The 13,665-nt window shown below is 37.7% G+C and carries 17 protein-coding genes; 1 reads left to right on the forward strand and 16 read right to left on the reverse strand.

Annotated elements, in window-relative coordinates:
- The first annotated feature begins 251 nt into the window (after positions 1–251).
- Positions 252–917, forward strand: coding sequence for a glutathione S-transferase (locus Q0940_RS16735; RefSeq protein ID WP_299271046.1), 666 nt, complete (start codon positions 252–254; stop codon positions 915–917).
- Between the two features lie 65 nt (positions 918–982).
- Here Q0940_RS16735 and Q0940_RS16740 read toward each other — a convergent pair whose 3' ends face one another.
- The 16 genes from Q0940_RS16740 to Q0940_RS16815 form a co-directional block, all read right to left on the reverse strand.
- Entirely contained in the window at positions 983–1,207 is a 225-nt protein-coding gene (locus Q0940_RS16740) for a hypothetical protein (protein ID WP_299271048.1), read from the reverse strand.
- A gap of 52 nt (positions 1,208–1,259) precedes the next feature.
- On the reverse strand, positions 1,260–1,823 hold the full coding sequence (locus Q0940_RS16745; protein ID WP_299271049.1) for an isochorismatase family protein: 564 nt from the start codon (positions 1,821–1,823) through the stop codon (positions 1,260–1,262).
- An 86-nt stretch (positions 1,824–1,909) separates the two neighbouring features.
- The gene (locus Q0940_RS16750) at positions 1,910–2,569 is read right to left on the reverse strand and encodes a hypothetical protein (RefSeq protein ID WP_229793322.1); all 660 of its coding nucleotides are present in this window, start codon (positions 2,567–2,569) and stop codon (positions 1,910–1,912) included.
- 71 nt (positions 2,570–2,640) lie between these two features.
- On the reverse strand, positions 2,641–3,489 hold the full coding sequence (locus tag Q0940_RS16755; RefSeq protein WP_299271050.1) for a hypothetical protein: 849 nt from the start codon (positions 3,487–3,489) through the stop codon (positions 2,641–2,643).
- On the reverse strand, positions 3,479–3,835 hold the full coding sequence (locus Q0940_RS16760; protein ID WP_299271052.1) for a cupredoxin domain-containing protein: 357 nt from the start codon (positions 3,833–3,835) through the stop codon (positions 3,479–3,481). The genes Q0940_RS16755 and Q0940_RS16760 overlap by 11 nt, the downstream gene beginning before the upstream one ends.
- 6 nt (positions 3,836–3,841) lie before the next feature.
- Entirely contained in the window at positions 3,842–5,227 is a 1,386-nt protein-coding gene (locus Q0940_RS16765) for an ATP-binding protein (RefSeq protein WP_299271054.1), read from the reverse strand.
- Positions 5,228–5,887: a response regulator gene (locus Q0940_RS16770; protein WP_105052403.1), complete on the reverse strand. Its 660-nt coding sequence runs from the start codon at positions 5,885–5,887 to the stop codon at positions 5,228–5,230.
- Between the two features lie 61 nt (positions 5,888–5,948).
- Positions 5,949–7,850 carry a protein-disulfide reductase DsbD gene (locus Q0940_RS16775; protein ID WP_299271058.1) on the reverse strand — a complete coding sequence of 634 codons (1,902 nt, stop codon included), beginning with the start codon at positions 7,848–7,850 and terminating at the stop codon, positions 5,949–5,951.
- Positions 7,851–7,885: 35 nt separating this feature from the next.
- The gene (locus Q0940_RS16780; RefSeq protein ID WP_299271060.1) at positions 7,886–8,785 is read right to left on the reverse strand and encodes an FAD:protein FMN transferase; all 900 of its coding nucleotides are present in this window, start codon (positions 8,783–8,785) and stop codon (positions 7,886–7,888) included.
- A 54-nt stretch (positions 8,786–8,839) separates the two neighbouring features.
- Positions 8,840–10,114: a DUF3570 domain-containing protein gene (locus Q0940_RS16785; RefSeq protein ID WP_299271062.1), complete on the reverse strand. Its 1,275-nt coding sequence runs from the start codon at positions 10,112–10,114 to the stop codon at positions 8,840–8,842.
- Entirely contained in the window at positions 10,105–10,329 is a 225-nt protein-coding gene (locus tag Q0940_RS16790) for a DUF4266 domain-containing protein (protein WP_299271073.1), read from the reverse strand. The genes Q0940_RS16785 and Q0940_RS16790 overlap by 10 nt, the downstream gene beginning before the upstream one ends.
- A gap of 2 nt (positions 10,330–10,331) precedes the next feature.
- The gene (locus Q0940_RS16795) at positions 10,332–10,850 is read right to left on the reverse strand and encodes a TlpA disulfide reductase family protein (protein ID WP_299271063.1); all 519 of its coding nucleotides are present in this window, start codon (positions 10,848–10,850) and stop codon (positions 10,332–10,334) included.
- 244 nt (positions 10,851–11,094) lie between these two features.
- Positions 11,095–11,631 carry a cupin domain-containing protein gene (locus tag Q0940_RS16800; RefSeq protein ID WP_299271075.1) on the reverse strand — a complete coding sequence of 179 codons (537 nt, stop codon included), beginning with the start codon at positions 11,629–11,631 and terminating at the stop codon, positions 11,095–11,097.
- A 303-nt stretch (positions 11,632–11,934) separates the two neighbouring features.
- On the reverse strand, positions 11,935–12,336 hold the full coding sequence (locus Q0940_RS16805; protein ID WP_299271065.1) for a hypothetical protein: 402 nt from the start codon (positions 12,334–12,336) through the stop codon (positions 11,935–11,937).
- Between the two features lie 229 nt (positions 12,337–12,565).
- On the reverse strand, positions 12,566–12,970 hold the full coding sequence (locus Q0940_RS16810) for a hypothetical protein (protein WP_299271067.1): 405 nt from the start codon (positions 12,968–12,970) through the stop codon (positions 12,566–12,568).
- A gap of 117 nt (positions 12,971–13,087) precedes the next feature.
- Positions 13,088–13,330 (reverse strand): hypothetical protein, encoded by a 243-nt coding sequence (locus Q0940_RS16815; protein ID WP_299271068.1) that lies wholly within the window; start codon positions 13,328–13,330, stop codon positions 13,088–13,090.
- Positions 13,331–13,665: the final 335 nt, after the last annotated feature.

A 13,665-nucleotide genomic window follows, 5' to 3' on the forward strand; every position in this document is an offset into this window, starting at 1 on the left:
AGACATCCGTTATATGGTTAATAATAAATCAGAGCTCAATACAAATAAACATAACATACTTTTTATAACTTTGGTCATTCACAAATGTTATCAAAATCGTATCTTTTTTTATGCTCCTCACTCTATTTAATAATAAAACTCCATGATTTATCATGGGATTAAACCTAAATGAAAAGAAGACCTTGTAGCTTAATACCAATTACATTAAATGAAACAAACAAGATTCAAAAATCAAGAATAAAGAGAGCAATATGATCACACTACATCATTTAAACAATTCACGTTCACAGCGTATTTTATGGTTATTAGAAGAGCTTGATCTTGAGTATGAGATCAAAGAATACACACGAGATCCTGTTACTTCATCGGCACCTGAGTCGTTAAAAGCAATTCACCCACTTGGCAAATCTCCTGTGATCTCAGATGGAGATTTAACCATTGCTGAGTCAGGGGCGATTATTGAATATTTGTTAGATAGCTACGACACAGATAAACGTTTACGTCCAACAAAAGGCCAAGCTTTGTTGGATTATCGTTACTGGTTACATTTTGCTGAAGGTTCATTAATGCCTTTATTAGTGATGAAGCTGGTTATGATGAAAATGCCAAAAAATCCAATGCCATTTTTTGTAAAACCGATTGCCAAAACGTTAAGCCAAAAAATACAGGATATGTTTATTACGCCACGCTTAACGCCACAAATAGAATTGGTAGAAAACACCTTAGCAAATAGTACGTGGTTAACGGGTGAAGAACTAAGTGGTGCAGATATTCAAATGAGTTTTCCATTACAAGCTTCAACGACTCGTATGGATTTATCGGCATTTCCTAATATTGCACGTTACCTTAAACAAATTGATGCATTACCGGCTTATCAAAAAGCAGTAGAACGTGGTGGAAAGTTGGAGACCTTGTAAAGTGACTCGTTAATATATTTTCAAATATTTATGAGCATAATTTAAAGAACAAAAACAACGCTATATCAATCATCGTTTTTGGCTTTGTTATGCTCTGTTTTATCCTGTTCAACCTCGTTACTTAGCAGTTCTTGTTTCATCCCTTGCATTTCTTTCTCGGTTTTTAACCGACACACAGCCAATTGCTCTAAACGCATGGATTTTATTGCCGCTAGCGGATCTTCAAGAGGCTTATCTTGTTGTGACATGGTATATTCAAAACGCTTGTCGTCATTATTTTTAGTTGTCATGCTTTACTCTTTTATTCTGGTTAAGTTTTGTCTTGAGCACTGGATTTACTCTTTATCGAATTAAACCGAGTATTTGTTTAAACTCAGGTTCATTACAGCCTTTAACAAGCTCATACAAACACATTTCCAATCCAGTTATATCAACACCGTTATTAACTAATTTATTCACCGCGAGTTGTTTATTGGCTAAAGTACGGGAAGAAATACAGTCAGTCACAATCTCAACTTTATAACCTAAATCTACCAATCCCATTGCGGTTTGATACACGCAGATATGAGCTTCAATACCACAAACTAACCAAGTATTTATTTGTTTATCTTTGTTTATACTGCTAGCTGCACGCTTAACCGCATCGACAAATTCAGCTTGTTCGCAGCCATTAAAAGTAAACTTAGTGATAGGTTTATTAGGATTTAACAAAGTGCTAAGTTCATCAACCGTAGCACCTAACTTGGTAGGATTTTGTTCCAAGGTAATTATTGGTATCTCTAACACGTGGACACCTTGAATAAGCTTTTCACAGTTAGCAATTAACGCCGCAGAGTCATGGACTAACCGAGCCAGTTTGCCCTGAATATCCACTACTATCAGTCCCGTATTGTCTTTTGTTAACATAACAGTCTCCTCAAGGTTCTAGTGCCAACGTTCTAGTGCCAACGCTCTATTGCTATCTATTTTTAGCATACGCTTAAAATCATAGATTAAAACTCATACTCCAACGCAAATCTTAACGAATGATCTTTGCCAGAATGGGCTATTTCCGTTATAAAACCGACTTCCCACTTTAGTTGTTTCTGACCTTTAAAACGATGAACACCCATCATAGCTGGGCCAATACCCAAAAAATCTTCTCCAGTATAAAGCTCTATCGCTGGTTGAAAACCAGGTAAATAACGATAGCGATATTTCAACCTAAACTCAGTTTCCATTTCCGTTGGAATAACATCACCCCACTCTTGGATAAGAAACAAATTCATGGTTAAGCTTTTTTTGCCAAATTCTTTTTCAAATATTAACCCTGAGGTGATTTCAAAGCTTTTATTGTCGTTACGTTCTGCCGCTTCTACCTCAAACAATAAGCCCCAGTCAGCCCAATACTGGCCTTGTTCTGTCATCATCCAACGGGCCTCAACTTCTACTGCTTGCAAGGTAAAGTCTTTATAATCGTCTCTTTCCGCTATCAGATAAAAGTCTAATGCCAGATTTTCCAAAATGGATTGCCCATAACCTAAACGCTGAGCCAGTCGATTAGCTTCATCCGTTTCACTGGACAATAAGCGCCATTCAAACTCTTTTTCATTGGCGGTCACATACGGATGATAAACTTTATCAACAACCACACCGTCCGCTTGAACGACCATTGAACTCAATGAAAGTAATATGCCAGTGACAAGCTTAAGCACTTCACCAAAGCTTGCACTTATATATTTTTTCATAAATCTTCCTTATATTGCGGTGCAATTTTATTTTGGCTTTGTAAGCGAAACCTAAGGGTGTTCAACAACAAAATAGGTAATAAAAATGAGATAAAATAAACCAGTAAAAAGTTAAACGACGGGGATGTTTCAAAACCAATCAGCGCATGTAAGATATGACCATACTCCGAGCTATCTTGAATATATTGGCTAAAGTTAACGACAGGATAACCAGCTGAGAGCATGTCTATTTGAGTCAGTTGGGAAACGATATAGCTAAATTGACCTGCAATAAATAAAAACAATCCTGTTTTTACCAACCATAACTTATTTAACTGTTTTAGTTCTCTTAAAATAAATAAGAACAACACACTAAAACTGACGCAAATACCAAGGCCAACCACAAAACCAATCACAACATTCAGTGCTTGGTTATCTGCAATTGAGGCATCCAGTGGCGACATATTTAACTGCAGATACACGTCTAGGAAAATCAAAAACGAACTGCCATTTACCGCAATCAATGAAACAAAACTAACAGCTGCAATCTTAGCTACTAACGTTGAAGGTACGAGCTTCTTAAATAAGGACGGCAGCTCTGACTTTATGCTGACAACTAACATGCTTAAATAAAAGATTATCAGTAACAATACTTTGGTTAATTCGCTTCCACGTCCCTCAAAAAATTCGCTCAACGGCTCAGCAATTATAAACAATAACGCCGCGACTAAAATGCCAAATACAACACTAATCAGCTGATATTTTAAGGTAAAAACCTGAGACTCTAACGTCGCCTTTAAATAACAAATAAAAATAAACAGCGGTAATAAATCACGTAAGAACAGCACAACCGTATTAATTAACATTGGCGTCCCCTTTCACAATAATCCTGCCTCTTGCAGAGTTGGGATGATATTCACCAAAATATTTATATTCGCCAGCGGGTAAAGGGCCGACATAAATAACGGCTTTTTTGCCTGGGAAAATGACTTTTTCTCGGTTTAACTCAAAGCTATCAAACTCTTCTGGCACCTTATCTTTATTGTGAATGATCACTTTGACTTTTTTATTAGCCGGTATTTCTAACGATGACGGGGTAAAAACATGATCCTCTAAAGTGAGATAAAACACTTGGGTTTCAGCAAACGTCTGAAAAGTTAAAAATGCAGTAAATAATATGGTCCAAGCCTGCGGAGATAATTTCTTAAACATGATCAATTACGCCTCATGTTTAGCAAAATGGTTCATAGGAAAATACACTTTCACACCTAATCCACCTAACGTACTGTGGTAACAGTTTATCTCGCCATGGTGTAAGTCAGTTATGTGTTTCACAATCGACAAGCCTAAACCTGAACCTTTAATGACTTGCGATTGCTTGTACTTGGACTTAGTCAAACCTGCTCGATAAAAGGGTTGAAATAACTTGTCCAACTCCTCATCACTGACACCAACGCCATTGTCTTCAATACTCACGTTTACGCCGTTGGCTTGTTCTGTAATTTGAAATTGAATTTCACTGTTATTGCCGCTGTATTTGATGGCATTTTTTAATAAATTTTCAAACAAGGTATACAGTGCAAACGACTCACCCAATATAACTTGCGGCTTAGAAGATGGCAGTAAACTAATATTTTGGCCTTTGTTCGCCAAGGCCTCGTAATTATTACTTATGACTTCTTTTAACACTTCATCTAGCTCGACAGGCTTAACCGTGTCTTTAAAGTTGTCGGAAGAGTATCGATACAATGCAATAATTTGTTCAATAACATGCGCCATCCGCTCAACATTACTTTGCAATTCTTCCAGTGAGCTTTGTTCTAATACCTGCTGATTAAAGTCTTGTAAAATATTATGGCTTGTAATAGCTAATACGCTGATAGGTGTACGTAACTCATGCGCTGCGTTGGCAGTTAATTGCCTTTCTCGGTCAAAAGCATTGTCCAATTTAACTAACAAACTATTGAGCCTAGTAACAACTGGCGTTAATTCTTGCGGTAAATTATCAACATGCAGCTGAGTTAAGTCGTCACTATTTTTTAACTTTAGCTGCTGGGACAACTCGACCAAAGGTTTTAAGCTTTTATTGATGATGTAAAAGATCAAAAACGCAATAATTGGAATGGTAAAAACAATTGGTTTAATAGTCACAAAAAGTATCGACTCAGCCGATAAAATTCGATATTCAATAGGCTGCGCTACCAACACACGTTTACCGTTACCCCCTAACGAATATACACGCCATCTTAAATTATTAAATGTCTGCTCACTAAAACCACCAGCTACGTTGTCTTGCTGATCAGCAACAATTGGCTCATTGGGCGCATTGTTACTTTTATTAATTAACTGACCTTGATGAAACACTTGGAAGACAAAATGATTAACGATTGCGCCTTTATGGTTAGACGTTTCTATTGCAGGTGATGCGTTAGATAGCTCGTCAGAACTGTTTGATGCAATAAACTCAGCAATGGATACCAGCTCTTGATCAAACACGTTATCTAGCTGTTTACTGCTGTCTTGATAACCGTGTAACGCAGCAAAAAATGTCGCTAAGGTAACCGCTGAAATGATCAGTAATAAGAGTTGTCGTTGAATTGACACTTAGCTTTTTCTCACTATGTAACCCACACCTCTTACGGTTTTAATAAATTCTTTTGGCAGCTTTTTACGAATATTATGAATGTGAACTTCAATTGTATTACTGCTCACTTCTTCACCCCATTCGTACAGACTATTTTCCAATTGGTTTTTAGATTGAATTCTGCCAGCGCTTTCCATTAACGCTTTGACTATCATATATTCGCGACGAGAAAACTCAACGTCTTGCTGCTGAAACTTAACTAAATTGGCTTTTACATCAAGCTCTACATCCATAATGCTAATGATAGAACTTTGGTGTGTGTTAATTCGCCTAGCCAGTACTCTTATTCTCGCCAATAATTCGGCAATATCAAATGGTTTCGCTAAATAATCATCCGCGCCTAAGTCCAGCCCCGCAACTTTATTCTCCACTCCGTCCCGTGCTGTTAATATTAACACAGGCAACAATTTGTTTAATGATTTGAGCTTACGTAATACTGACAAACCGTCCATATCGGGCAAACCCAAATCAAGAATAACCAGATCCACATCACCTGAGTTTACCGTGTCGATAGCTAACTGGCCAAATTGCACCCAGTCCAAAGCATAACCTTCTCTGTGCAGTGAATGTTTTAGGCCTTGTGCTAACGGTATATCATCTTCTACTAATAATATTCTCATGGTTCTCAAATCTTTGGATGCTGCGGTAACTAGCCTTTAAGCGTTTTACTCTAGGCGCTGATCATAAGTGTTGCTCTAGATGCGCGGTGAATAAATCTGCCGACATGTAACCAGTCACTCTAGAATTAGTCAATTCATTACCAGCTTTATCAAACAATAATATAGTCGGTAAGCCCAATACATTAAACTGTTTCATTACTTCTTTACTTAACGCCGACGAGCTATTAGTAAGGTTAACCTGTAACAACACACTATTTTCAAACGCATTTTGCACGTTAGCTTGATTAAAGGTGTATTTCTCAAACTCTTTACAAGCAATACACCAGTCCGCGTATAAGTCGACAATAACCGTTTTACCCGTTCGTGTCGCAAGGGCTATTTCACTTTGTAACTCAGTTAATGAGGCCACTTGATTAAAGTGACGCTCTTGAGTTTGTGCGCTGTTATTCGCCATATTATTTGACGTTTTTGGCACAAGTAAATCATAAGCTTGGTGGCTGGCAAAAAACAGCATTAAGAATATAACTAAGCTTCTTACACCATACCAAAAACCTGCTGAACCGTCTTGACCAGACTTAGCGCCATTAGCTACATACAAGTAGATAGAAAAAGACAGTAACAATGCAATTGATAATAGCTCACCATAAAACTCAGGGATAAAGCGTTGTAATAATAAAACCGGAACCGCTAACAATAAGAAACCAAATATACTTTTTATTACATTCATCCAAGCACCAGCTCTTGGTAATAATTTACCACCAGAACTACCTAAGATCAGTAATGGAATGCCCATACCTATGCTTAACGCATACAAGGCTGAAGCGCCAAATAGCACATTACCGTCTTGTGCAATATATAATAACGCAGCGGTTAATGGCGCAGTGGTACAAGGTGACGCCACTAAACCTGAGATAACGCCCATTAAGGTAACGCCTACATAAGAACCGCCCTTTTGTTGATTACTCATTGCATTCAGTTTTAACTGTAAACTCGCCGGTAAGGCTAAGTTAATTACGCCAAACATAGACAGAGCTAATACTACAAACAATATACTTAAGCCGATAAGCACCGCAGGATGTTGAAACGCAGCCTGAAATTGCATTCCCGCAAAGGCCACAATAACACCTAACATAGTGTAGGTAATTGCCATGCCTTGCACATAAAAGAACGACAATAAAAACCCTCGTTTAACGGAAATAGCCTCACCTTGACCAACAATAATGCCAGTCAAAATTGGATACATTGGAAAAACACAAGGCGTAAAGGACAAACCTAAACCTAGTAGAAAGAACACAAACAAACTCCAAGCTACATTTTCAGAGTCTAAAAATGCATCCAATTCACCCGCGTTTGTAGCAGGTTCACTTTTTGTTTTTGTTTGGCCTGTGGCTTGAGCTTGACCTGCGGTTTGGGTTTGAGTTAGATCTTTAGACAAGCCTAAATCAGCTAATAATATCTTTTGAGTGATTGGTGGATAACATAGCTGTAAGTCAGCACAACCTTGATAACGGATCTTAAGTTCAGTCTCTTGTTTTACTTCATTTTCAAGTGCGGTCTGACTTAGCTCAAGGATGAAATTAAGCTCATCTCGATACACTTCCTGCTCACCAAAATATTCATCCGAATGAGCCGAGCCTCTTGGCAAGTCAATATTGGTCAATACTTGATTGCCTAGCATCACTTTGATTTTACTTTTATAAAGATAATAACCTGGTGCTATATCAATACTGATACTGACAGCATTACTGAAGTTAGTGTCGGCGCTTTCGCGATTAACAGTCGCTTTCTGATAACTAAATTTAAATGCCTCATCGGCAGATAAAAATTCAACCTCTGCTGCTGAAGCTTCATCGAGTTGGCTTTCGGAAGACATGCTAAACATTGATGTCGTCAGCAATACTAATAAAATAACGTGTGACAACAGTTGTCTCATATTATTAAAAATACATTTAGATTTAACCATTGTGAGGTTACCTTTTAATTTATATAGAAATTAAGCTATTGGTTGTTAAACAGCCAATACTTAAAACCATTTTGTTCGAGAAATTCTTGCCCATCTTTGCCTAACAACATAGATATCGTTGCTATCATTCCGGCTTGAACACAATTATGCGACGCTACCGTTATTGAATTTGCTGAGCCTTGCACTGGCCATCCTGTTTTAGGATTTAAAATATGGCTATACCTAACATTGTCTTTCAGCAAATAGCGGTTGGCATCGCCACTGGTGGCTACCCCACCTTGGGAAAAAGAAATGATGGTTTCCGTATTTTCTTTTATGCCTTTTAGCTCAATACCAACCACCCAAGGTTCGTTGTTTTTGCGTGCTTTGGACGCGCATAAATCACCACCAAAGTTAACTAAAACAGGCGCATCCGACGTTTGAGCAATAAGCTGAACCACCTTATCCACTGCATACTCTTTACCTATGCCACCAAAGTCGATTTCCATGCCTGCTGGCAAAGTAATACTTGAGTCCGTATAACGAACTTGTTGCCAGTCGATTTGGGGCAACAAGGCATTAATCTGCGACTGCTTTGGTATGTTATTACTGCCGTCAAACTGCCAGACTTTTCTTAATAGCCCAGAGGTAATATCAAATAAACCGTCGGTTAATAAAAAACACTCATTCGCAAATTCCAACAACCTAAATGTCTCTAAGTCGATTGGTATACTTTTTCCCATTGCCTTGTTCATTTTACTAACAAGACTGTTAGGGTTATAACGGCTAAACTTGTCTTCTATTCGCCAAGTTTCAGCCGTTATTTGTTGCGCTAATTTATTAACCAACTGAGCATCATCAGTTTCAATCAGTACTTCACAGGGACTTGCCATGGCATCAAAACCAATGCAATAACAAGTGCCTTTTACCGAAACATCAAATACTCGTTTATTCATATTCTTCTCACACTGCTACTCAAAAAATCATCAAAACTATTGTCAAAGCGATACTCAAAAAGAGTAACTAATTTGTGCCACAACCGCAGAGACACTTTCAAACAATTCCACGTCAGCTAACACCCCTGGCGTTTCAAAACCTGGGTTCGTTGGTGTTTGTTGGAAAAACTCTAATCTAAAGGCCAATTCAGAGTCGCCTTCTAACTCCATGGCGTATTTAACACCAAGCGTTAAACCATTCATTTCTCCAACACGGTAATCAGCACTAATATTTTCAGGTGTTGGCTCACCGTCTAGTAAAAATGGCTGATAAAACTCAGCAGCTTGTTGTTGATAATAACGAACGTGCGGCTCTATATAAGCCCCCTCAAGCGGTATGTGATACCTAACATCAAAGGTGTGTGACTTAACGTCCCAGTCATCCCATAAGTATCGATATGAAAAGTCGAGTACCGAATTCGTTAAATGATATTTAGTTTGCCAAAACACGCTGTTTTTATTGCGTGATTCTGGCCGTGACTCGTAAAGCTGGCGCAATGCATAACCATTATTATCAACCACACTGACAATTTTATACGGGTCAGTTTGATAACCATCAACCTGCGAGTATGAGTAATTAAATTGCATGATCATTTTGCGGTTAATAACTTGAGTTAAACCAAACAATAAATCCACCGTGGTTTTATCATCGTCAGCTCCTAGTCGATTAAGTCCATTGGCGTTACCATCTTGAACCGTAAGCATTTCACTAAACGGCGTGGGTAAACCACCTTCTGGAGATATCTGATCTTGAGCTGCTGCAATACCAAAAGACAAGGTAGTGTTTTTGTTGTAAAACTCACGAGCAATATTGGCATTAAAACCAAGCGAGAAATAATCATGTTCACTTGAAACATAAGCCCCAACGGATCCTAAGTAATTCTCCGCTAACGGTTGTGACCACTGAGCATTAACTTGCACTCTTGAGTCTCTAAACGTATCGTCCAGCGGCGTGTCCTTAGCTTCAATATCATAACTGCCTCGGCCTGACGGACGAGTAAAGGTTTGCACATTAGGTTGCGCAACGGCACCATTGGCAGATGCCCCAGTTAACGTATCTAAAGTCAGTTTTAAATTCAAAAACTCCTGGTCAGAAAACTCTTTACTGGCAGCAATGATCCCTTCAACCGCCGTCACACGTTCAGACTCACCGTAATACATTAATGCTGTATCAAAGCGCCATTGGTTTGTGTCCTCTGCGGCAATAGCATCTGGTGCCGTACCTAACAGTGAACAAGTTGCCAGTGTTAATAACTTAGCAACGTTTGGTTTTTTATTGCTTAATTGCATCCACAACCTCCACCAGCAAAACCACGTCCACCACTTGACGCTTCTTTACTAAAATAAATATGATCATCCAAAGCGGCATCTATCGGTGAGCTGGTTAACTCCATTTCTTTTTTTGCTAACAAGTCTCTTTCCCAAGGTTGTACGCCAAGTGACGAACACCCCGATAAAGCTGAAAGACAAACCGTTGCCAAGACTAATTTCACTTTTAAATTCATCATTAATACTCCACTTTGTGATCAGACACACTCACCGAGCCATCTGCTTTTTTAGATAATAAGTTTTCTATTTCTTGCTGGTATAAATCCTGTTTATTGGTAAAAAATCCCGTATGCGCTTTAGCAATATTTCCATCACGGTCAATTAAGTAACTGCTTGGCATACCTTTGATTTTATAAGCTTGCGCTATGGTTCCGTCAGGATCGTAAATAACAGGAAAAGACGCAGGGGTTTCTTTTAAGAAATCTTTAGCAAGTGGCATTTCAGTGTCTAAATTAATGCTGATCACAGAAAAACCTAATTCACTGTATTTGCTTTGAGCCATATTCATCCATGGGAATGACTTACGACAAGGGCCACACCAAGACGCCCAAAAGTCCAAGTACACAACTTGGCCTTTATGTTGGCTTAACATTTTTTGTAGTTGATCCTCTGGCGTGTCAATGGGAGCTGACAAGGAAGCAAAGGACATAAATAAACTAATGGTTAACACAAAACGTTTGATTAATTTGTTGTTCACAGTAATCGCCTATTAAATTGGGTATGCCAATAGAATAAACCTTGAAACTTATGTGAAACTTAAGAAATGGAAATAATTGATATGAAGGTTTGAAGGTAAAGCAGCTGGAAAGCTTGAGGGCTAGAAGGCGGGAGGGCTTTAAGGCTGGAAGACTTTAAGGTAAGCAGCTGTAAGCCGTAAGTTTTAAGCTATAAGAAAAACAAAGCGAACTGAGTGTTCGCTTTTTTTATTGGATGTTAAACAGCTATTTCTTATTTGCTAAACGCTCAATGATGATTTTATGTTGAGGGAATTTACTGAGTAATTCCTCTTTACTAACATCTATCATATCTTCTGGCTCCCAACCTGGTGCGACAGCTTCACTAACTAAACCATAACTTCCAGAGCTTAATTCTGCCGCTTTATAAGTACCACCTGGAACCGCAAGTTGTAGTTGCTGTCCGTTTAATATATCCGGACCAACAACCACTTTTTCGTAATGTCCGTCGGGGTAAATCATGTGATAAGTAATTGGATCACCCATGTGATAAAACTCAATACCGTCAGAGTATTTAGTATGGAAATGATCAATGCTATTATCATCCGTCAACATATAAAATATTGCCGTCATAGTGGTTCTATCACCACGAGCAGTCGTTACCTTGTCTCTATGATCTGCTTTAAATGTTTGACGAAAATACCCACCTTCAAAATGATGCTCTAATGAAAATTTTTCAATCACTTGTTCTTTGGTTAATTTATTTGGGGTCAATTGCTGTTTGGTAAATTGTTCTTTAGTCAATTCTAGCGCCTCATTTACGGTTTTTGCTTCAGCCAGAGCTGAAGTAGATAAGCAGACACTGCTGACTAATAAAGTAAGCAATGTGAGTTTTACATTTTTATTTAGTACGTTAACAGAGTTAGAATATATTTGGTGAGCCATGATCTTATTATTATCCTTTAGCGAAATTCTAGCGGTAAGCGGTAAGAAAAATAAAAAAACAAAGCGAACTAAATGTTCGCTTTTATTAAGTGTTAAAGATGGACCTCTGTTTTAATTCCTTGTAGCTAAATTGGAATCAAAGTGATCAGCCCTCATTGATTGTTAGGGTTTCTCTCCCAAATATTTAACTTTACACTGAGATATTAGCGCATCTTCTGTTTCTATGTTTGGACTGACTATAACTTCATATTCACCTATATCCCTAAACACGGGACCATATTGGGGAACATAAACACCATTTTTGGAAACACTTCGGTCTATGTATCTAATCTTAGTTACTCCAGCTATAAGCTCCACAGTTTCAATAGTTTCACATTCCTGATATTCATAAAGTGTCTTAAGATTGCCAGTGTTACCTTTTGGATACCAGAAGCAAACTTCATAGTTTAACCCTTTGCCTCCTGATATAAGAAAATCAGCTCCATGAGGAACTTCTAGAGAAATAGTAAATTTATCTCCTTTATAGAGTTGCTTTGGCTCACAAGATACTATTTCGCTAGACATACAAGATAACGTGAACAGACCTAAAATAAGAGAATATATTAGCTTCATGGTACCCCTAACATGTTAATAGCAAGCGAATCGTGCGTTTTTCTACCGAGTCATCACTCACTTTTCTGAAGTATTTATTTTTACCAGAGTGGTTAACTAATTACTAGAAAAAGTAATTTACATAAATAGTTTAAGTAGTTATGGATCAAAGTGATCTGACCCCATTTATTTGGTTATATTACTATTTAAACGTGATACTAAGGTTAGCTTGTGTCCACATTTTCCAAACACCATTTTCTTGCTTAAACACCTGTAGAGCTTCAAGTTCATTAGTTCTAAATTCTGGACCATTTATCTTTTCGGTTAACTGCTTAATTCTTGCATAAGCATAACCGCTTTCTTCCCCAACAAACTTATATTCCACTAAAGTATATTTTAAATCATAGGTAGAAAATATTTGCTGTAGCATTTGCTTAGTTGCTGCATATCCACCTGATGCTGTATGAACTGTTTTTAGGGCTGATTCCATCTCTTCAGCCTGAGTAGCTCTAAGGTTTTCAAGGATCACTGATTTGATTTCATTTTCAACACCTGCATTTGCATATGTAGAAGTTAAGACGAGTAAAATTATTCCGATGATTCTCACTGAATTCTCCATTAGTAAAATAACGCCCGCCTAACACAATGTGTTGGCGTAGCTTTTTTGGGTTGCTTGCCAAAACCATGACAATTTAACATTGTCGGAGTTTAGGCGTTTTTAAGTTTACCTACCACCAGAGTCTTGATTGTTATTAGGTAAATCATTGCAAATATCACAATTAATATTCTTACGATAATTGTAGAAACGTCTAATTGCAAAAATGGTTACCGATATCAAGGCCCAAAAAATGCCGAATTCAATAGAGTACTCTAGACTTCGGCCTTTTAAGTATTGAACACCAGCCAGCAGAACAAAAACAATTGGTAGAGCTATAGCGTATTGAACAATCCATTTTTTTATTGGCATAAATATTCCTTTAACATTCTGGGATTGAAGTAAACATAACAATTTAATAGCAAGCGATTGGACCGTTTTCTACCGAGTCATCACTCATTTTTCTTAATTATTTATTTTTACCAGAGTGGTTAACTAATTACTAGAAAAAGTAATTTACTTAAATAGTTTAAGTAGTTATGGATCAAAGTGATCTGACCCATTGATTTGTTGCAGAAAAGAGGCAGATTTAGATTTAATTATTTAATTTAACCCTGACCCCTTTTATTATTTAACGGCGAATTTTCTAATACCATATAGGTAGCTTGTATTTCGCAATATGCAGCTGTGAAATCTATCGTCTCAGC

The sequence above is a fragment of the uncultured Psychrosphaera sp. genome (assembly GCF_947500655.1).
Taxonomy (GTDB): Bacteria; Pseudomonadota; Gammaproteobacteria; order Enterobacterales; family Alteromonadaceae; genus Psychrosphaera.